Genomic DNA, 18,321 nt, shown 5'->3' on the forward strand with positions numbered 1-18,321 from the left:
GCGATGGACGAGCACCGGATCAGCCTGCACCTGGTGTCGGATGCGACCGGCGAGACGCTAAACGCCATCGCGCGCGCCAGCGTCGCCCAGTTCCAGCACACCCATGTGGTATATCACCGCTGGAACCTCATCCGCACCCGGCTGCACCTGCACCGCGTGCTGGAGGGCATCGAGGCCAATCCTGGCCCGGTGCTGTCCTCGGTGATCGATCCCAAGCTGCGCAGCGCGCTCGACCTGGCCTGCAAGCAGTTGCAGCTCCAGGTGGTGAACGTGCTCGACCCGGTGCTGTCGATGCTCCAGGAGACCCTTGGCGAGACCGTGCAGGGCCGCCCCGGCATCCAGTACGTGCTCGACGAGGAGTACTACAAGCGCATCGATGCCATGCACTACGTGCTGGCGCACGACGACGGGCAGGCGATGGCCGGGCTGCGCGAGGCCGACGTGGTGCTGGTCGGCGTGTCGCGCGCCTCCAAGACGCCGACCTCGTTCTACCTTGCCAACCGCGGCGTGAAGGCCGCCAACGTGCCGCTGGTGCCGGGCGTGCCGGTGGCGCCGGAACTGCTGGCCTTGCAGCGGCCGATCGTTGGGTTGACCATCGACCCGCGCACGCTGATCGAGATCCGCCGCCACCGGCTGCGCGCCATCGCCCCGGGCGGCACGATGGGCGGCATCAAGGAGGACGACAACATCTACGTTGATCCGGAGGCGGTGCGCGACGAGGTGGTCTGGGCGCGCCGGCTGTGCTCGCGCAACGGCTGGCCGGTGATCGATGTCAGCCGCCGCTCCATCGAGGAGACCTCGGCCGCGGTGATCGAGCTGGCCGAGGCCTGGCATCTTCGCCATGCGGGCGGGTCCGCCTGATGGCGCCCGAGCTCGTGAAACCGGACACGCTGTTCATGCAGCGTCGCCGGATCCTTGCAGAGGATACCGACGCGGCCGGCATCGTCTACACGCCGCGCATCGCGCATTTCACCGTGGAGACGGTAGAGCGCTGGCTGGCGATCCGTGTGCTGGCCGACACCGCCGAGAGCGGCCTGCAGATCGTGTTCGCATCGCTCTCCTGCACCTTCCTGTCGCCGATGCGCGCGGACGAGATCCTGGAGATCAGCGTGGCGCTGCGCCGGGTCGGTCGCTCCTCGCTCGGGTTCGAGCTGGTCGGACATGGCGAGGCGGGCGACCGCCTGTGCTGGATGGCGGAGACGGTCTGCGTGTGCGTCGACCCGACCACCCTGCGCAGCCGGCCGATCCCGGCGGCGCTGCTCGGGATCCTGCAGGCGGAAGCGGCGCTGGCCGAGCGCATGCCGTTCGGCGATCGCAGCCTGGCGCCATGACACGGGTCGGGACGGGTCCGGCCGCGCGGCGATGATCGAGGCGATCGTGCTCGGGGCGGGGGCCGGCGGAGGCTTCCCGCAATGGAACTCCGATGCGCAGGGCTGCCGCCGCGCGCGTGCCGGCGACACGCTGGCGCCGCCTGCCACGCAGGCCTCGGTCGCGGTCAGCGGCGACGGGCGGCACTGGTTCCTGCTCAACGCCGCGCCGGATCTTCGCATCCAGATCGAGCGCACCCCCGCCTTGCACCCGAATGGCGGGATACGCTCGACGCCGATCGCCGGCGTGGTGCTGACCGGCGCCGAGGTCGATACCGTGACCGGGCTGCTGAGCCTGCGCGAACGGCAGGCGTTCACCATCCTCGCGACCGCGCCGGTGCTGGCCCGTCTCGATGCGAACCCGATCTTCGAGGTGCTCGCGCGCGATGTGGTGCCGCGCGTCGCCATCCGGCCGGGCCATGCGGCGCAGTTGACGCTGATCGACGGCGCGCCGTCGGGCCTGCAGGTCACCGCCTTCGCCGTACCGGGCAAGGTGCCGCTCTATGCGGAGGGCGCGCTTTTCGAGCCGGACTCCGCAATCGAGGATGGCGAGACGGTCGGACTCGAGATCACCGACGGCACCCGGCGACTGCTCTACATCCCCGGCTGCGCGATGGTGACGCCCTCGCTGCGATCCCGTCTCGACGGCGCCGACTGCGTTTTCTTCGATGCGACGCTCTGGCAGGACGACGAGATGATCCGCGCGGGGCTGGGGGCGAAGACCGGACAGCGCATGGGCCACATGTCGGTCAGCGGCCCGGGTGGCGTCATCGACAGTTTCCGCGACCTGTCCATCCGGCAGCGGATCCTGATCCACCTGAACAATTCCAACCCGTTGCTGCTCGCCGACAGCGAGGAGCGCCGGATCGCGGCCGATGCGGGCTGGACGGTCGCGCATGACGGCATGAAGGTAACGCCATGAGCGTGTTGTCTCCCGCCCCCTTGCTGTCTCCGGACTCCCTGGAAGAGGCGCTGCGATCGATCGGCGCCGAGCGCTACCATCATCTGCACCCGTTCCACCGCGCCCTGCATGACGGCAGGCTGTCGCGTGGCCAGGTGCAGGCCTGGGCACTCAACCGCTATTATTACCAGAGCCGCATCCCGGCCAAGGATGCGAGCCTGCTGGCCCGGCTGCCGACCGCCGAGCTGCGCCGCGAATGGCGGTCGCGCCTGGTCGACCACGATGGCGATGCGCCCGGGACCGGCGGCGTGGCGCGCTGGCTGGTGCTGACCGACGGGCTGGGACTGGACCGCGACTATGTCACCTCGCTGGAAGGCCTGCTGCCGGCCACGCGGTTCTCGGTGGATGCCTATGTGACCTTCGTGCGCGAGCGTACGGTGCTCGAGGCGGTGGCGTCGTCGCTGACCGAGCTGTTCTCGCCGCTGATCATCGGCGAGCGGGTGTCCGGCATGCTGCGGCACTACGACTTCGTGACCCAGGAGACGCTGGCCTATTTCACCCCGCGGCTGACCCAGGCGCCAAAGGATTCCGATTTCGCACTCGCCTATGTCCGCGAGCATGCACGCACGCCGGAGCAGCAGCAGGGCGCACTGGACGCGCTGCGGTTCAAGTGTTCGCTGCTCTGGACGATGCTCGACGCGCTCGACTACAGCTATGTCTCGCCCGGACGCATTCCGCCCGGCGCGTTCCGGCCCTCCTGACTTGGATGAGAGCAGCGTGCCGTCGTTTCCGCGCGGCGTCCGGCTGCGTCATGACGAGGCCCGCAACCAGTGGGTCGTGCTGGCGCCGGAACGGGCATTCGTGCCAGACGAGATCGCCCTCGAGATCCTGCGGCTGGTCGACGGCGAGGCGACGCTCGCCGGCATCATCGACACTCTGGCCGCACGCTATGCGGCCCCGCGGGAAGAGATCGCCGCCGACGTGCTCGGCATGGTCGACGACCTCGCCGGCAAGGGCGCGCTACGCGGCTAGCAGCGCCGTCTCATCGGGCGTGAAGGTGCGCCCGCGGGTCAGGAAACGTTTCTCGGTGCCGTTATCGAGCGAGAACATGCCGCCGCGTCCCGGGATAACGTCGATGATGAGCTGGGTGTGGCGCCACAGCTCGAACTGATCGGCGCCGATATAGACCGGCGCACCGCCGATCTCGCCAAGATTGACGTCGCGGTCGCCGACGATGAAGTCCGATTGCGGATAGCACATCGGCGACGAGCCGTCGCAGCAGCCGCCGGACTGGTGGAACAGCACCGGGCCGTGCTCCGAGGCAATGGTGGCAAGCAGGTCCAGGGCCGCCGGCGTGGCGGTGACCCGGGGTGGCGCGGACGGCATTCAGGTCCTCCTGTTGGGGTGCAGGCCAAGCCGGTTCATCTTGCGATGCAGGGTCGCCCGGCTGATGTGCAGGGCTTTCGCCGCCGCCGAAACGTTGCCCTGCGCACGCGCCAGCGACCGTTGCAGCAGCCCGCGCTCGGCCTGCTCGAAATCCTCCGGGCGGTCGGCGAGCCGGTCCAGGATGGTGCTGGCCGGCAGCGGCTTGGCCAGGCGGCCGCTGGTGATGCCGTAGGCCGCGCGCGCCGCCCGGGTAGCGCCGATGATCAGGTCGTCGGCATCAACCGCCAGCAGCGCCGTGGTGCAGCGATCGGTGTCCGGCGCCAGGATGATGCGGGCATCCGGGAAGGCCTGCTTGAAGTTCTGCGCCTCGATGCGGCGGGCGGCATCGGCGACGGCGGTGGCGATCAGGCCGACGAAGGCGCCGGTGAGGTCGCTGCGGCAGGACGAGACATCCAGCGCCGCCGCCAGCTTGCCCTCATGGTCGAAGATCGGCGCGACGGTACAGCTCAGGCCGATGTTGCGGGAATGGAAATGCTCGTCGCGATGGATGGTGAGCGGACGCTCCTCGGCGAGACAGGTGCCGATGCCGTTGGTGCCCTCGTGCTGCTCGCTCCACACCGCCCCGGGCCACAGGCCCCACCGGTGGAACGTCTCGTTGTCGCCCTCGGCACCGCGACGGTCGACCGGGACACCATTGCGGTCGGTGAACAGCACGCAGCAGCCGGTGCCGCCGACCGCATGGAACAGCAGGTCCAGGTTCGCCTGCGCCGCCCGCAGCAGCGGCTCGACCCGTTCGCGGGCTTCACGCAACTCGCAATCGGTGAGGGTCAGCGGCGGCCGCTGGTCCATCGGATCGAGGCCGTAGCGGTTCAGCGAGCGCACCCAGGAGGCTGCCAGGGCGGAGCGTGCCGACGCCGAGCTGTCGCCCGCCACCGCGAGGATTCGGCCGGCATGGCTCTCGGTCCCGGCGGCGCGGCTGGGAGTCGGTGAAGCCGAGGCGATACGCATACGCAAACCAACGGGGCCGGACATGCCGATCACTCCACCAGTTCGTCTACCTGCGCTCCCGGGCCGGAGGGCGCGCCCGGCATCATGCGCTGACCGCCGGGGCGGCGGTAGCGGAATCCTTCGGATCCGGTGCCGGCCTGCGCCACCACATCCTGCATGACGCCATGATGCGGCGAAAGCACGCAGGCCGGATCGGTATTGGCGGCATCGCCGGTCAGCAGCAGCGCCTGGCAGCGGCAGCCGCCCCAGTCGATCTCCCGACGGTCGCAGCTACGGCACGGTTCAGGCATCCAGTCGGTGCCACGGAACTTCAGGAAGGCCGGATCATGCCCCCAGATCTCGGCAAGGCTGTGCTCGCGGATGGAGGGGTAGGTCATGCCGGGCAGGATCTCGGCGGCGTGGCAAGGCAGCACCCGGCCGATCGGCGAGATGTTGACGAAGCGGCGCGCCCAGCCGCCCATGCAGGCCTTCGGCAGCGCGGCATGGTAGTCCGCGGTGACGTAGTCGATGACCATGCGGCCCTTGTACTGCAGCCGCGCCGCCTCGACCTGCTCGTTGGCGAGGTCGGATTGCCCCCGGGTCGGCAGCAGCGCGTCGCGGTTGAGCAGGCCCCAGCCGTAGTACTGGGTGTTGGCGATCTCCACCCGGGCAGCGCCGAGCTGCTCGGCCAGCTTCACCATGTCGGGCACGCGCGCCAGGTTCTGCCGGTGCACGACGAAGTTCACGGTCAGCGCCATGTCGCTCTCGCCGATCAGGCGGGCGGCTTCGAGCTTGAGCGCCTGGGCGCCCTTCATGCCGCCGATGCGCTCGGCGCTCGCGGTCTCGGTATCCTGGAAGCTGAGCTGGACGTGGTCGAGGCCGGCGGCCTGCAATTCGTCCAGGCGCCTGGCGTTGACCAGCACCCCGGATGTGATGAGGTTGCTGTAGAGGCCGCGATCGGCCGCGTGCCGCACCAGTTCGGGCAGATCGCGCCGCGCCATTGGTTCGCCGCCGGAGAAGTGCACCTGGAGGACGCCGATCGCGGCAGCCTGATCGAGCACGCTGCACCACTCCGCCGTCGTCAACTCGGCAGCGGCGGCTTCGAGTTCGAGCGGGTTGGAGCAGTACGGGCATTGCAACGGGCAACGATGCGTCAACTCCGCCAGCAGGCCCATCGGCGGTGGGACGATATTCACGCTCATCCTGACACACGCATCATTATCTGTGGGATCGTATCGGCGGGTCCAGGACAACCGGAGTGCAGCATGTTCGATCCGCGCCGCCTGCGGGCGCGGATCGAATCACGCTGCCTGATGCCTACTTGGAAACGGCACAGGCGTAGGAGTTGATTTCCGCGCCGAGCGCGATTTCGACGACCTTGGGACGGTTCCACTTCATAGATACTCTCCGAAGCTATGCTCGGGTCACATGACACGGCGTTTCTAATCTGTGCGCGACCAACAGGACAGTCAAGGCAGTATTCACCGTCATCGACCCCGGCCATCCCCGCCTTGTTGCGTTGCAACATTACTGTCCAGATGGGCGCAAATACCCGGCCGCCTGGCCCGATACTTCGGAGGACAGCGCTTTGGACATGCACCTGTAGCAGCTTTGCGACAGATCGACCTTTGCGCCGCTTCTCCAGACGTGACAGCGACGTGTCCAGGGGAGAATGCTACGGCAACGACGCCGCGGCGAGGCGCTGGCAGCCCATGGTTCCGCCCCGTGGTTCCACGGCATCGCTCGAAGAAAATCATGAGGGACGCGCTCCGATGAACAAGCCGATCACCGATGCAAGCCTGCTCCGCCACGCGCAGCCGAACTTCAAGCCGCGTTACGGCAACTACATAGGTGGTGAATGGGTCGAGCCCGCCGCCGGCCGCTATTTCGAGAACACCTCGCCGGTCAACGGACGTGTGCTGTGCGAGATCGCCCGCTCCGATGCCACCGATGTCGAGCGCGCGCTCGATGCAGCACACGCCGCCAAGGATGCCTGGGGCCGGACCAGTCCCGCTGCACGCGCGCAGGTGCTGAACGATATCGCCGACCGCATGCAGAAGAACCTGTCGGTGCTTGCCGAGGCGGAGAGCTGGGACAACGGCAAGCCGCTGCGTGAGAGCACCGCGGCCGACGTGCCGCTGGCAATCGATCATTTTCGTTATTTCGCCGGATGCATTCGCTCGCAGGAAGGTGGCATCTCGGAGATCGACCAGGACACCGTCGCCTACCACTTCCATGAGCCGCTTGGCGTCGTCGGCCAGATCATTCCCTGGAACTTCCCGCTGCTGATGGCGTGCTGGAAGCTGGCCCCCGCGATCGCCGCCGGCAACTGCGTGGTGATCAAGCCGGCCGAGCAGACTCCGGCCTCGCTGCTGGTCTGGGCCGAGATCATCGGCGACCTGCTGCCGCCCGGCGTGCTCAACATCGTCAACGGCTTTGGCCTGGAATGCGGCAAGCCGCTGGCGTCCAGCCCGCGCATCGCCAAGATCGCCTTTACCGGCGAGACCACCACCGGCCGGCTGATCATGCAGTATGCCAGCCAGAACCTGATCCCTGTCACGCTGGAACTGGGCGGCAAGTCGCCGAACATCTTCTTCGCCGACGTCATGGCGGAGGATGACGATTTCCTCGACAAGGCGATCGAGGGCTTCGTGATGTTCGCGCTCAACCAGGGCGAGGTCTGCACCTGCCCAAGCCGCGCGCTGATCCATGAGAGCATCTACGACCGCTTCATCGAGAAGGCGCTGGCCCGCGTCGCCGCCATCAAGCAGGGCGACCCGCTCGACATGCAGACCATGATCGGCGCGCAGGCCTCGTCGGAGCAGATGGAAAAGATCCTCAGCTACTTCGACATCGCGCGCCAGGAAGGTGCCGAAGTGCTCGCCGGTGGCGAGCAGAACCATCTCGAGGGCGACCTCGCAGGCGGCTACTACGTGAAGCCGACGGTGCTGCGCGGGCACAACAAGATGCGGGTGTTCCAGGAGGAGATCTTCGGGCCGGTGGTTTCGGTGACCACCTTCAAGGACGATGCCGACGCGCTGGCCATCGCCAACGACACGCTGTACGGCCTCGGCTCCGGCGTGTGGAGCCGGGACGCCAACCGCTGCTACCGCTTCGGCCGCGCGATCAAGGCCGGCCGTGTCTGGACCAACTGCTACCATGCCTATCCGGCGCATGCGGCGTTCGGCGGCTACAAGCAGTCCGGCATCGGCCGCGAGACCCACAAGATGATGCTCGACCACTACCAGCAGACCAAGAACATGCTGGTCAGCTACAGCACCAGCAAACTCGGATTCTTCTGACCGACTTGGACGGACGGGCCTGTGGCCCGTCCGTCACCGGGCCTGCCCAGCGAAACCAGAAGACCAAGAAACGCCTGATCAGGAAACCGCCCATGCACCACTCCAACCAGACCCCCAAGCGCGGGTTTAATCGGCGCGCGAGTCTGCTCACTTCCGGCCTGCTGGCTTTTGCCTGTGTTGCCGGCCTGGCTTCTCCTGCAGCGCGCGCCGTCGAGCCGGCCGGCTCTGGCGATGCCTACGCACCGGTGACCGACGCGCGGCTCAGCAATGCCACCAAGGACAACAGCTGGCTGATGTATCGCCACGACTATGGCAGCACCGGCTATGCAGGGTTGAACCAGATCAACACCGGCAACGTCGCGCAGCTGAAACCGGCCTGGGACTTCGTGACCGGCTTCAAGAGCGGGCACGAGGCTCCCCCGGTGGTGAACGGCAACTACATGTTCATCACCACCCCGAAGGATGAGCTGCTCGCCTTCGAGGCCAGCACCGGCAAGCAGCTCTGGAAATACCAGCACGACCTGTCGAAGGTCGGCTTCAAGACCATCTGCTGCGACGTCGTGAACCGCGGCGTGGCGCTTTACGGCGACAATGTCTACATGGCGACGCTCGACAACCATGTGGTGGCGCTCGATGCCAAGACCGGCTCGGTGGTCTGGAACAAGTCGATGGGCGAGCCCGATCTTGGCGAGGCGATGACCGCCGCGCCGCTGATCGTCAAGGGCATGGTCGTGGTCGGCGTCGCCGGCGGCGAGTATGGGGCGCGTGGCTATGTGGCTGCGCTGAACTCCAAGACAGGCGACGTTGTCTGGCAGCAATCCACCGTTCCCGCGCCGAACGAGCCCGGCGGCAAGACCTGGCCAAAGGGCGCCTACAAGACCGGCGGTGGCGGCACCTGGCTCACCGGCAGCTATGACGAGGCGAGCGACAGCATTCTCTGGGGCGTCGGCAACCCGGGTCCGTGGCTCGCGACCATGCGTCCGGGCGACAACCTCTATACCGACAGCCTGATCGCGCTGAACCCCGCGACCGGCAAGATCAAGTGGCACTACCAGTACACGCCGCACGACACCTGGGACTATGACGGCGTCAACGAGCCGGTGCTGACCAACGTCGACTACAAGGGCCACAGCTACAAGGCAGTCGTCAGCGCCAGCCGCAATGGCTGGTTCTACGCCATCAACCGGCTCAACGGTAAGCTCATCTACGCGCAGCCGTTCGCGCACGCGACCTCGGTCACCGGCATGTCCAAGGCTGGCACGCCGATCACCGACATCGCGATGCGCCCGACGATCGACAAGGAAGTGTTCACCTGCCCGAGCTTCCTCGGCGGCAAGAACTGGTGGCCGATCGCCGTCGACCCGCAGACGCACTATGCCTACGTGCCGACCCTGCACACCTGCATGAGCATGAAGGGCGCCACCGTAAGCTACAAGGCCGGGCTGCCGTTCCTCGGCGAGACCTTCAAGGTGCAGCACGATCCGGACAATCCGGACATCTGGGGTTCGGTGCAGGCGATCGACCTCAACACCGGCAAGCGCGCCTGGATCTTCAAGTCGGAACTGCCCTGGAACGGCGGCATGCTCGCGACCGCAGGCGGGCTGGTGTTCTCCGGCAGCGCCGACGGCTACCTCTACGGCTTCGACGCCAAGACCGGCGCCGTCGCCTGGAAGTCCCCGAAGATGACCTCCGGCGTGGTGGGCGTGCCCAGCACCTGGCAGGTGAACGGCAAGCAGTATGTCGGCGTCTATGCTGGCTGGGGCGGCGCCGTTCCGATCTGGGGTGGCGACATGGCGAAGGATCCGAAGGTGCGCGGCATTCCGCAAGGCGGCCACCTGTATGTGTTCGCACTCTAGGAATATCGTTGATGCGTGCTCCGCTGCGTAATCCGTCTGCCGCACTTGGCATCTCCGTGGGTGTCGCCTTGGGGGTCGTGCTCATGCACGGCCCCGCCACTGCGGCTTCGATGCCCGCCAACGCCTCGACGCTGTCCGTCTGCATCGACACGTCGAGCCCGGTGGCACCGATGGATCGAAAGCTGGCGCAGGCGGTGGCGTCGCAGCAGCATCGAGCGCTCGCCGTGCACGAATTCGACGGCAGCGGTGACGATGACGGCTACGACTACAAGAACTTCAGGGCGCTGGCGGCAGACCAGTGCCAGATCATTCTCGGCTATCCGCTCGATGCGACGCGTGGCACCGCACCCGCAGGGCTGGTCGCGACGGCGCCATACGGGCGGATCGGCTTCGTCCTGGTGACGCCGAGCGCAAGCCGTGCCGACAGCCTGGCGTCGCTGCCGAAGGGCACCGATGTCGCGGTCACCAACGAGACGATGCCGAACCTCTATTTCGAGAACCATCCGAACATCGCCGCCGATATCTACCAGAAGGATGCCGACACGATCGCGTCCCTGGTCGAGCACCACGATCGCGCGGCGATGGTCTGGCGCCCGACGATCGTGAGCTATCTGCTGGCGCATCACCTGACGTCGGATTTCAAGTGGCACCAGCTCGACGAGCCGCATGCCCGCTGGAACCTGGTCGGGCTGCACGATCCGGCACAGGCCGGGGCGGCATCCGCGTTCGACCACAGCGTGGCGGCGTTGCGCGACAGCGGCGGGCTCGAACCGCTGCTGTCGCCCTATGCCTCGGTCAGTGCCGACGGCACCCGCGGGGTTCGCCGATCGGATGCCGGAACGGGGTCGCCGATCCTGCTGGTCTCGGCGGCTGCGGCGATGACGCAACCTGCGGCCGGCGGCGGCTCACCGGATGCGGCGCCGGCGCTCTACACCGCGGCGCAGGCCGATGCCGGGAAGCAGAAATTCGCCGACAACTGCGCGCAGTGCCACGGCGATAACCTGGAGGGCATGGCCGGACCCGCGCTCAAGGGCGACCTGTTCGCATCCGCCAAGGCCAACTTCCATGTCGGCGACATCTTCAACATCGTCGTGAAGAACATGCCATCGACGCAGCCGGGCAGCCTGTCGCACGACGACTACACGCAGATCATGGCCTACATCCTGCAGCAGAACGGCTATCCGGCGGGAAGCAACCCGCTGGTGTTCGACGCCACACTGACCTCGAACGTGCCGTTGATCTATCGCGGCAAATAGCCGGTAGCCGGCTGCGTCGGCATCACGGGGTGGCTGGCATCCAGGTAGCCCTGGAGCCAGAGGAAATGGTCGTCGGTGCCCGGAGGATAGGGGCACTCGGCACAAAGCGGCTGGCCCGGCAGCCAATCCCGCCCCAGATCAAGATGTCCCGCGCCAAGACCTTCGGCATAGCTGCGTCGCGCACCCTGTAACCGCGCCCTGCGCTGGGTCCGGCGCCAGTGGCGCGCTGCGATCGTCGCCAGCACGGCGGCAAGGCTGCACAGCATCCAGCCGGCGGCTCCGATTGCGTCGGCGCCCATGGGCACATCGCCTGGTCCAGTTATCGCGACCAGCGTATCGAGATCGCCCGCTGCGCGTAAGTCTGCACTCCTGCGCCCGTTCGGTCGGAGCCGTGAACCTCGTCCTCTCAGAACGCCTTGAAGATCAGGATCATCGCCAGCGTGTAGAGCATCATCGCGCCGATCAGGATCGGGATCGGCGCCGACCCGCTGCGCAGGGTCTCGCCGGCCTTGGCGCGGAACGAACTCAGCAGTTCCGGCCAGGTGTAGGAGACGAAGTCGCCCTGGGAGAGGATGTTGATCAGTCGCCCCTCCTCGTCCACCACCGGCAGATGCCGGAACCGCTCGTTGGACATCTGGCGCAGCCAGTCGATGATCTCGTCATCGGCACGCGCGGTCCTGACCTCGGAGGTCATGATCTCCGAAAGCCGGGTGGTGTCCTGATCCATGTGGTTGCCGAGCAGGCGGCGCAGCAGGTCACGCTCGGTGACGATGCCCCTCACCCGCCTGGCCTCGTCGGTGATCACCACCGAGCCGATATTGCGCTTGGCCATTATTTCCACGGCGACCGAGACGAATTCGGTCTCCGGAAGCACCACGGGCGAAGGCTTGCTACTGAATTCCGGCCTATCCTTGATTTGCATGGACTGATCCCGCGCGACCTGCTCGCGGTTTCATCATCGGTCCGGTCCGTCTACAAAACAAGCCAGCACAGGGACGCCCGAGCGGCGCCGCCCTGAGAATTCGCCCTACCGTTACGCCGGGGCGACCCGGCGCCCTGCAACCCGATTGACCGCATGAGGTTGAGGCTGTCTCATCGGATGAGACTCGGGAGAGCGGTTGCTGTGCCAGATCATGGTTGTCTCTGAATTCGTCTGCGTGGATTGCCGCGCCGACATCACGGCCGCCGGATCGGGCCAGGCTTCGGACCGGTGCGGCGTGTGCGACTGGCTGGCGGCGATGCCGGATCGCCACGACCGTGCCCGCCTTCGTGGGCAGATGCTGCGCATAGGTCTGATCGGTCCCACCCAGTAACGTTTGACGGACCCGAGGGATCAGGCCCGCCGGCGTAGCGCCTCGACCAGCAGGGCGAAGGCGGCGGTGGGCTGGCGGCGGCTCGGGTAGTAGAGGTGGTAGCCCGGATAGGACGGACACCAGTCGGCCAGTACGCGATGCAGCCGGCCGGCATCGAGATCGGGCTGCACCTCGTCCAGCGGCAGATAGGCGAGCCCCAGCCCGGCCAGGGCGGCGTCGCGCATCGGCGCGCTGGCGTTGAAGGTGAGCTGGCCGTCAACGCGCACGCGCACCTCCCGGCCGTCGCGCTCGAATTCCCAGGCATACAGGCCGCCGAGGGTCGGCAGACGCAGATTGATGCATGAGTGCGCGATCAGCTCCTGCGGCGTCTCCGGCTTCGGGCGCCGTGCGAAATAGGCGGGCGCTCCCACCACAGCCGAGCACAGGTCGGGGCCGATGCGCACCGCGACCATGTCGTGTCCGACCATCTCGCCGATACGCACTCCGGCATCGAAGCGGCCGGCCACGATGTCGGTAAGGCCGTACTCGACGGCGAGCTCCACCTTGATGTCGGGATAGTCGGGGAGCAGCCGGGCCAGCACCGGCCACAACACCGACTTCACGGCATGATCGTGGGCGGTGATCCGGATCGTGCCAGCCGGGCGCTCGCGCAGGCCGCCGATTGCTGCCACTTCCTCGTCGATCTCCTGCAACCGTGGCCCGGCGAAGCGGAGCAGCCGCTCCCCCGCCTCGGTCGGCGCGACGCTGCGCGTGGTCCGGGTCAGCAGCCGCACGCCGAGCTCAGCCTCGAGGCCGCGCAAGGTCTGGCTCAGGGCGGATTGCGACACCCCGATCCGGGCCGCCGCCCGGGTGAAGCTGCGTTCCCGCGCCACCGCAAGAAAGGCGCGCAGGTCGTTCAGGTCCAGCCGCGTCATTGGAAAGCCAGGCTTATAGGGTCGTGCTGGATATAGCGGCTAATCGCCGGACCCGGCACGCCCCATGTGATCAACGGGATCACGCAGCAGGGGAGCTTCGATGGACATCACCAGGGCAGGCAGCACGGCCTCCACCAAGGGACCGGCGGACTGGTTCACCGGCACCGTCCGGATCGATCCGTTGTTCGCCGCACCCGATCCGGCACGCGTCGGCGGCGCGCTGGTCACCTTCGAGCCGGGCGCGCGCACCGCCTGGCATACGCATCCGCTTGGCCAGACGCTGATCGTGACCACCGGGCTGGGCTGGGTGCAGCGAGACGGCGGCCCGGTCGAGGAGATCCGGCCCGGCGACGTGGTCTGGTTCCCGCCGGGCGAGAAGCACTGGCATGGCGCCTCGGCGGCCACGGCCATGAGCCACATCGCCATCCAGGAGAAGCTGAACGGCTCTCCGGTCGATTGGCTGGAGCAGGTCAGCGACGCCGACTACCAGCGCCCGGCCTGAGGGCTCATCCGGAACAGCTGGCGCCACCAAGGACGCAGAAGCGCGCGCAGTGCGGGTGGTTGAGGGCGACCGGGCGGGACGCCTCCGCCAGCGTCGCGCCGAGGTCGAACTCGGGATCGTACGGAAGCAGCGTGCAGGCGACCACCCGGGCCTGCGCCTCGCCGCGCCGATGCACGACCATCCGGCTGTTCGCGCACATCACGTCGGCAGGCGACTTGCCAAGGATGCCCCAGCAGGCGGTGCTGATCTCGGGCACGTCGACGGTGGCGTCCATCTCGGGCAGCAGTACGAGGCGGAAACGGTCGGCGTCGTCGATGGCGAGGCCCTGCGCCGCGAACAAGGCCCGGTAGCCGGCGCGTGCCTCCTCTTCCGTTTCGCCGGCAAGGCGACGCCCCGCCACGGCGGCGGAAATGTCGTTGGTATGGAGCCAGCGCAGCCCGTCCAGCGCCGGCACCCAGCTGCGCGGACCGCGCTCGGCTTCATGCACGGCCTGGCTGTGATGATCGAGACTGATCCGGATCGTCAGCCGGTTGCCGTGCGCCGTGCGCAGGCGCAGCAGGGCGGCCTCGTGCCGGCGCATCGGCCGCATGCCGTTGCTGAGGACCAGCACCGCATGGCCGTGCGCCAGGGCAAGCTCCAGCATCTCGATGATGTCCGGGTTCATGAACGGCTCGCCGCCGGTGAAGCCGATCTCGCGCGTGCCGAGCCGGTGCAACGCGATCTCGTCCAGGAAGCGTGCCATCTCGGCGGCATGCAGATAGACCAGCGCATCGTTGGTCGGCGTGCTCTCGATGTAGCAGTTGCAGCAGGCGAGATTGCACAAGGTGCCGGTGTTGAACCACAGCGTCTCCAGCGCCCGCAGCGTGACGTGGGCGCGCGGCTCGCCGGCCCGGGTCAGCTCCGGGTCGACGAACTTGCCGGCCGCCAGCACCGGCAACGCGACACGGAACGGCGAGGCGCCCGCCGGCCGCATCAGGCGCGCCACCGACGGCTCGCGGCAACCGCGCGCGCCCAGCGTCTCGGCCAGGTGCCGAAGATTGCCGGCTGCCAGGCTGCGAAGGCGGCGGCTTTCGAGATCTCGCTGCGGGTCGGATAGGCGACGACGGCCGACATCAAGGCGAACGACGATGCCTTGCCGCCGATGATCTGGGTCCAGGGCAGCAGCAGCTCGCCGGCATGCGCGCCGACGATGGTGACGCCGACGACTTTCCCACGCGCGTGCACCAGCTTGAGAAAGCCGGCAGTATCCGCCTCGGTCACCGCGCGGTCGTTGCGGGCGAACGGCTCGCTGGTCACCGTCACGTCGCCATGCCGATCACGCGCCTCCGCCTCGGTGAGACCGGCCTGCGCCAGCTCCGGATCGGTGTAGGTCACCCGTGGCAGGGCACGCCAGTCCATCCGGGCCGGCGCGCCCAGAGCGACCTCGCGTGCCACCAGCGCGCCTTCGTAGCCGGCCAGGTGGGTGAAACGCGGACCCGCCCGGCAATCCCCGATCGCATGGATCCGGTGGTTGCTGGTCCGCCTGCGTCCATCCACCACGATTCCATCCGCCCCTTCCAGCACCCCGGCAGCCGCGAGATCCAGCGCCTCGGTGTTCGCCCGCCGGCCGGTCGCCACCAGCAGGTGGCTGCCGGCGATGGCCTCGCCACCGGCGCAACGTACGATCACGCCCGGGTGGCGCTCCACGCGCTGCGCGGTGTCGTGCACGAAGCGCACGCCCTCCGCCTGCAGCTGCTTCACGACCACGTTGGCTGCATCACGATCGTCACGGGCAAGCGGCACGCCTGGATCGATCACCGTCACCGCGGATCCGAGCCGCCGGAACGCCTGCGCCATCTCCAGCCCGATCGGACCGCTGCCGAGCACGAGGAGATGGGACGGCAAGGTCGCCAGGTCGAACAGGGTTTCGTTGGTCAGCGGCCCTGCCTCGGCAAGACCCTCGATCGGCGGCAGCGACGGGCGCGATCCGGTGGCGATCACGGTACGTGGGGCGCGCAGCCGGTGGTTGCCGGCCTGCAGGGTGACGGGGTCGAGAAAGCGGGCGCGGGCGTGGATCACCGTGACGCCCATGGCCTCGAAGCGCTGCTGGCTGTCGGCCGGCGCCAGCTCCGCGATCGCCCCCGCGACGTGCTCGCGCACCGCTGCGAAGTCCACGTCCGGCGGCTTAAGGGTCACACCCAGGCGGCCGCCCTGGCGTCCCGAGTGGGCGCGTGCAGCGGCGGCGATCAACGCCTTCGACGGCACGCAGCCGGTGTGCAGGCATTCGCCGCCCATGGCGCCGGCCTCGACCAGGGCCACCCGCAGGCCGAACATGGCGGCGCCCCCGGCCGCGGTCAGCCCGGCGGCTCCGGCGCCGATCACCACCAGGTCGAATCGATCCGGCCTACCGGACATCGGGATAATGCCGGCCAAGACGACGACGCGCGCCAAGGCCCCAGAGCAGCCCGACCTTCAGGTAGACCCAGTTGGCGCGCAGCGGTCCCCAGGCCGCGATGCGCCGGTCGGACGTCTGCACCACCCGCCCGACCAGACCGATCCGTCCGAGCGGGATGAACTTGATGCACAGGTCGGCTTCCTCCAGGACCGGCGTGCCGGGATCGCAGCCGCCTACGCGCAGGAAGTCGGCGCGCCGGAAGAACATCGCATGGTCGCCGAACAGCAGCCGGCCTCCGCGTGCGAACAGCAGCGGCCGCATCAGCAGCGGCGCATACCAGGTCTTGATCCAGTTATGCAGGCTGGTGCCCCAGCGGGTCCGCTCCGGGCCGCAGATCAGCGGGATGAAGCCGCCAAGCGCCAGCCTCGGGTCGCGCAGCGCACCGGCGACGACAGCGACGAGATCGTCCGGCGGGATGGTGTCGGCGTGCAGCACGCAGACCAGCGGCGCCCGGGCGGCGGCGACACCCTCATTGATCTGCACGGCGCGGCCCCTGGGCGCCGTCACGACCTGCCAGCCGGCCTGGCGCGCCAGCGCCACGCTCGCATCGGCGCTGCCGCCATCCACCGCGATGATCTCGGCAGCGGGCGGATGCAGCGCGGCGAGCACCCGGATCAGCCGCGGCAGCGCGGCTGCCTCGTCCAGCATCGGCACCACGATGGCAACATCGGTCATGGATGCAGTTCCGGCCAATCCGCCAGATCCTCCGGGCGGTCGATATCCGCGAGCGGCGGCAGCACCAGCGGCGCGATGCCGTGCTCCTGTAGCCGGCGCATCGTCTCGGCGAATACGGTGTCGGTGCTCCAAGCCATGCCTTCGAAGGCGAACAGTACCGGCGCCCGGAAGCCGAGCAGGTAGTAGCCGCCGTCGAGCGCGGGGCCGATCACCGCGTCGTGCGTCGCGAGCGCAGCGGCGGCCTCCCGAAGCCTTGCGGCGGTCAGGCCAGGGGCGTCGCTGCCGATCACCATCCCCGGTGCAGGGACACGCGCCAGCCGGTCGCCGAGATCGCCGTCGCCCTGCCCGACCACCGCCACATCCTCGCCCAGCCACTCCGAGAAGACGGCGGGCTCGGCGCCAGTCACGCGCAGCTCGAACTTCAGGCCACTGCCGCGGGCGGCCTGCAGGGTGCGCTCGACCAGCCGGCGATGGATCGACGCCGCCGCCGCCGCGCCGACCGCCGGGATCAGCCGGGTCTTGGCGAGGCCCGGGGTCGGGTAGCGGGCGAAGATGGCAAGCCCTGGGGACATGGCTCACGACTTAGCGCCTCGACGCGGCGACGCCTATCGCGCAACGTCGGCTGCATGTCGCGCCCACGTCCCGCCATCGCCAGCGCGGTCGCCTGCCTTGCCATCCTGGTTGCCGAGCGGGTCTGGCCGCTGCGTCGACTTCGCCAGCCGGTGCTGGTCCACGAGGGGCGCAACCTCGTCATGGGGGCACTGTGCGCGGCGGTGGTGGCCGGTCTCGAGGCTCCGATCACCGACCGGATCGCCCGCGACAACATGACGCGGCGACGCGGCTTCGGCCAGCGCCTGCCGCGCCCGCTTGGCAAGGTCGCGGCCTTCCTGGCGATGGATTACGGCTTCTATCTCTGGCATGTCGCCACCCACCGGCTGGCCCCGCTCTGGCGCTTCCACCGGGTCCACCATGTCGATGCCGACCTCAGCCTCTCGACGGCGCTGCGCTTCCACCTGGTCGACATGCTGGTGTCGCTGCCCTGGCGGATGGTCCAGGTGCGGGTGAGCGGCATCGATCCCGACGGACTGGCGGCCTGGCGGCGCTTCTTCACGCTCTCCATCCTGTTCCATCACAGCAACTGGCGGCTTCCCGGCGAATGGGATCGCCGGCTCGCCTGGGTCCTGACGACGCCGCGCATGCACGGCATCCACCATTCGGTCGGCCGGATCGAACGCGACAGCAACTGGTCGAGCGGCCTGAGCCTCTGGGACCGGCTGCACCGCACCATGCGCCTGGATGTCCCGCAATCGACGCCGGTGACCGGCATCGACGATCCGGCGGCGGTGGACGACATGACATTATGGGGCGCCTTGCGCGCGCCGTTCCGGTCGATGCCGTCGCCCGAACGTTATCTCTGACGCCAGCGAC

At 68.4% G+C, this 18,321-nt stretch carries 22 protein-coding genes; 11 read left to right on the top strand and 11 right to left on the bottom strand.

Annotated elements, in window-relative coordinates:
• Positions 1–3 precede the first annotated feature (3 nt).
• From FE263_RS13685 to pqqD, 5 genes are read left to right on the top strand one after another with little or no spacing between them, the layout of a single operon-like run.
• On the top strand, positions 4–861 hold the full coding sequence (locus FE263_RS13685; protein ID WP_138326677.1) for a pyruvate, water dikinase regulatory protein: 858 nt from the start codon (positions 4–6) through the stop codon (positions 859–861).
• Entirely contained in the window at positions 861–1,331 is a 471-nt protein-coding gene (locus FE263_RS13690; RefSeq protein ID WP_138326572.1) for an acyl-CoA thioesterase, read from the top strand. The genes FE263_RS13685 and FE263_RS13690 overlap by 1 nt, the downstream gene beginning before the upstream one ends.
• A gap of 31 nt (positions 1,332–1,362) precedes the next feature.
• The gene (pqqB, locus tag FE263_RS13695; protein ID WP_138326573.1) at positions 1,363–2,289 is read left to right on the top strand and encodes a pyrroloquinoline quinone biosynthesis protein PqqB; all 927 of its coding nucleotides are present in this window, start codon (positions 1,363–1,365) and stop codon (positions 2,287–2,289) included.
• Positions 2,286–3,029 carry a pyrroloquinoline-quinone synthase PqqC gene (gene pqqC / locus FE263_RS13700; protein ID WP_138326574.1) on the top strand — a complete coding sequence of 248 codons (744 nt, stop codon included), beginning with the start codon at positions 2,286–2,288 and terminating at the stop codon, positions 3,027–3,029. Before pqqB ends, pqqC begins: the two co-directional genes overlap by 4 nt.
• 16 nt (positions 3,030–3,045) lie before the next feature.
• The gene (pqqD, locus tag FE263_RS13705; protein WP_408886191.1) at positions 3,046–3,300 is read left to right on the top strand and encodes a pyrroloquinoline quinone biosynthesis peptide chaperone PqqD; all 255 of its coding nucleotides are present in this window, start codon (positions 3,046–3,048) and stop codon (positions 3,298–3,300) included.
• Here the strand turns inward: pqqD and FE263_RS13710 are convergent.
• The 4 genes from FE263_RS13710 to pqqA all read right to left on the bottom strand — a co-directional run bounded on the left by FE263_RS13710 (position 3,289) and on the right by pqqA (position 6,039).
• Positions 3,289–3,654 carry a DUF779 domain-containing protein gene (locus FE263_RS13710; protein WP_138326576.1) on the bottom strand — a complete coding sequence of 122 codons (366 nt, stop codon included), beginning with the start codon at positions 3,652–3,654 and terminating at the stop codon, positions 3,289–3,291. The genes pqqD and FE263_RS13710 overlap by 12 nt on opposite strands.
• Entirely contained in the window at positions 3,655–4,686 is a 1,032-nt protein-coding gene (locus tag FE263_RS13715) for a GAF domain-containing protein (protein ID WP_240759561.1), read from the bottom strand.
• 5 nt (positions 4,687–4,691) lie between these two features.
• The gene (gene pqqE / locus FE263_RS13720) at positions 4,692–5,843 is read right to left on the bottom strand and encodes a pyrroloquinoline quinone biosynthesis protein PqqE (RefSeq protein WP_138326577.1); all 1,152 of its coding nucleotides are present in this window, start codon (positions 5,841–5,843) and stop codon (positions 4,692–4,694) included.
• A gap of 115 nt (positions 5,844–5,958) precedes the next feature.
• Entirely contained in the window at positions 5,959–6,039 is an 81-nt protein-coding gene (gene pqqA, locus FE263_RS22925; RefSeq protein WP_138326679.1) for a pyrroloquinoline quinone precursor peptide PqqA, read from the bottom strand.
• Positions 6,040–6,413: 374 nt separating this feature from the next.
• On the opposite strand from pqqA, the gene adh reads away from it, so the two are divergent.
• From adh to FE263_RS13740, 3 genes are all read left to right on the top strand, one after another.
• Positions 6,414–7,943, top strand: a complete 1,530-nt coding sequence (gene adh, locus FE263_RS13730) for an aldehyde dehydrogenase (protein ID WP_138326578.1) — start codon at positions 6,414–6,416, stop codon at positions 7,941–7,943.
• A gap of 92 nt (positions 7,944–8,035) precedes the next feature.
• A complete protein-coding gene (locus tag FE263_RS13735; protein ID WP_138326579.1) occupies positions 8,036–9,799 on the top strand; it encodes a PQQ-dependent dehydrogenase, methanol/ethanol family in 1,764 nt (587 codons plus the stop codon).
• Positions 9,800–9,810: 11 nt separating this feature from the next.
• Positions 9,811–11,055, top strand: a complete 1,245-nt coding sequence (locus FE263_RS13740) for a c-type cytochrome (RefSeq protein ID WP_138326580.1) — start codon at positions 9,811–9,813, stop codon at positions 11,053–11,055.
• Here FE263_RS13740 and FE263_RS13745 read toward each other — a convergent pair.
• Both FE263_RS13745 and FE263_RS13750 read right to left on the bottom strand, forming a co-directional pair.
• Positions 11,040–11,354, bottom strand: coding sequence for a hypothetical protein (locus FE263_RS13745; RefSeq protein WP_138326581.1), 315 nt, complete (start codon positions 11,352–11,354; stop codon positions 11,040–11,042). The genes FE263_RS13740 and FE263_RS13745 overlap by 16 nt on opposite strands.
• 107 nt (positions 11,355–11,461) lie before the next feature.
• Entirely contained in the window at positions 11,462–11,932 is a 471-nt protein-coding gene (locus tag FE263_RS13750; RefSeq protein WP_205880378.1) for a CBS domain-containing protein, read from the bottom strand.
• Positions 11,933–12,173: 241 nt separating this feature from the next.
• Between FE263_RS13750 and FE263_RS13755 the strand changes: the two genes are divergently transcribed.
• Positions 12,174–12,368 (top strand): hypothetical protein, encoded by a 195-nt coding sequence (locus FE263_RS13755; RefSeq protein WP_138326583.1) that lies wholly within the window; start codon positions 12,174–12,176, stop codon positions 12,366–12,368.
• A gap of 20 nt (positions 12,369–12,388) precedes the next feature.
• Here the strand turns inward: FE263_RS13755 and FE263_RS13760 are convergent, their stop codons facing one another.
• Positions 12,389–13,282 carry a LysR family transcriptional regulator gene (locus FE263_RS13760; protein ID WP_138326584.1) on the bottom strand — a complete coding sequence of 298 codons (894 nt, stop codon included), beginning with the start codon at positions 13,280–13,282 and terminating at the stop codon, positions 12,389–12,391.
• Between the two features lie 100 nt (positions 13,283–13,382).
• On the opposite strand from FE263_RS13760, the gene FE263_RS13765 reads away from it, so the two are divergent.
• Positions 13,383–13,784, top strand: coding sequence for a (R)-mandelonitrile lyase (locus tag FE263_RS13765; RefSeq protein ID WP_138326585.1), 402 nt, complete (start codon positions 13,383–13,385; stop codon positions 13,782–13,784).
• Positions 13,785–13,788: 4 nt separating this feature from the next.
• Here the strand turns inward: FE263_RS13765 and FE263_RS13770 are convergent, their stop codons facing one another.
• From FE263_RS13770 to FE263_RS13785, 4 genes are read right to left on the bottom strand one after another with little or no spacing between them, the layout of a single operon-like run.
• Positions 13,789–14,769, bottom strand: coding sequence for a radical SAM protein (locus tag FE263_RS13770; protein WP_240759564.1), 981 nt, complete (start codon positions 14,767–14,769; stop codon positions 13,789–13,791).
• Positions 14,757–16,178 (bottom strand): dihydrolipoyl dehydrogenase family protein, encoded by a 1,422-nt coding sequence (locus FE263_RS13775; protein WP_138326586.1) that lies wholly within the window; start codon positions 16,176–16,178, stop codon positions 14,757–14,759. Before FE263_RS13775 ends, FE263_RS13770 begins: the two co-directional genes overlap by 13 nt.
• Positions 16,168–16,893 (bottom strand): glycosyltransferase, encoded by a 726-nt coding sequence (locus FE263_RS13780; protein WP_138326587.1) that lies wholly within the window; start codon positions 16,891–16,893, stop codon positions 16,168–16,170. The genes FE263_RS13775 and FE263_RS13780 overlap by 11 nt, the downstream gene beginning before the upstream one ends.
• Positions 16,890–17,465: a TIGR04282 family arsenosugar biosynthesis glycosyltransferase gene (locus FE263_RS13785; RefSeq protein ID WP_138326588.1), complete on the bottom strand. Its 576-nt coding sequence runs from the start codon at positions 17,463–17,465 to the stop codon at positions 16,890–16,892. Before FE263_RS13785 ends, FE263_RS13780 begins: the two co-directional genes overlap by 4 nt.
• A 54-nt stretch (positions 17,466–17,519) precedes the next feature.
• On the opposite strand from FE263_RS13785, the gene FE263_RS13790 reads away from it, so the two are divergent.
• Positions 17,520–18,311: a sterol desaturase family protein gene (locus FE263_RS13790; RefSeq protein WP_138326589.1), complete on the top strand. Its 792-nt coding sequence runs from the start codon at positions 17,520–17,522 to the stop codon at positions 18,309–18,311.
• Positions 18,312–18,321 lie beyond the last annotated feature (10 nt).

This window comes from Lichenicoccus roseus (assembly GCF_005844085.1).
Lineage (GTDB): Bacteria > Pseudomonadota > Alphaproteobacteria > Acetobacterales > Acetobacteraceae > Lichenicoccus > Lichenicoccus roseus.